The sequence below is a fragment of the Pseudoalteromonas sp. MER144-MNA-CIBAN-0113 genome, from assembly GCF_040308965.1.
GTDB lineage: Bacteria > Pseudomonadota > Gammaproteobacteria > Enterobacterales > Alteromonadaceae > Pseudoalteromonas > Pseudoalteromonas tetraodonis.
This window is the reverse complement of the sequence record NZ_JBEOOG010000536.1, coordinates 1-244: the sequence shown is the minus strand read 5'-3', so window position 1 is coordinate 244 and position 244 is coordinate 1. Positions and strand designations below refer to the sequence as shown.

General features: G+C 43.4%; 1 protein-coding gene. It reads left to right on the top strand.

Features of this window, described 5'->3' with window-relative positions; genetic code table 11:
• A partial coding sequence (locus AAEY57_RS20825) for an RNA polymerase sigma factor (protein WP_502935515.1) occupies positions 1-244 on the top strand: 244 nt, incomplete at both ends.

The window sequence follows — 244 nt, the reverse complement described above, 5'->3', positions numbered from 1 at the left end:
AAGCTAAACTCATTGAGCGTGTTAAATCAGGTGATCAAGGCGCATACACAACGCTTTATGAGTTACATATAAAACGAGTCTACGGTTTATGTCTACGCTTATTAGCGGACCAAGCGCATGCTGAAGATGCAGCCCAAGAAGTGTTTGTACAGGTATGGCGTAAAATAGCGCAATTTGACGGTCGCTCGCAGTTTTCTACTTGGCTTTACAGCGTTGCCAGTAATGTTGCGATTAACTACTTACG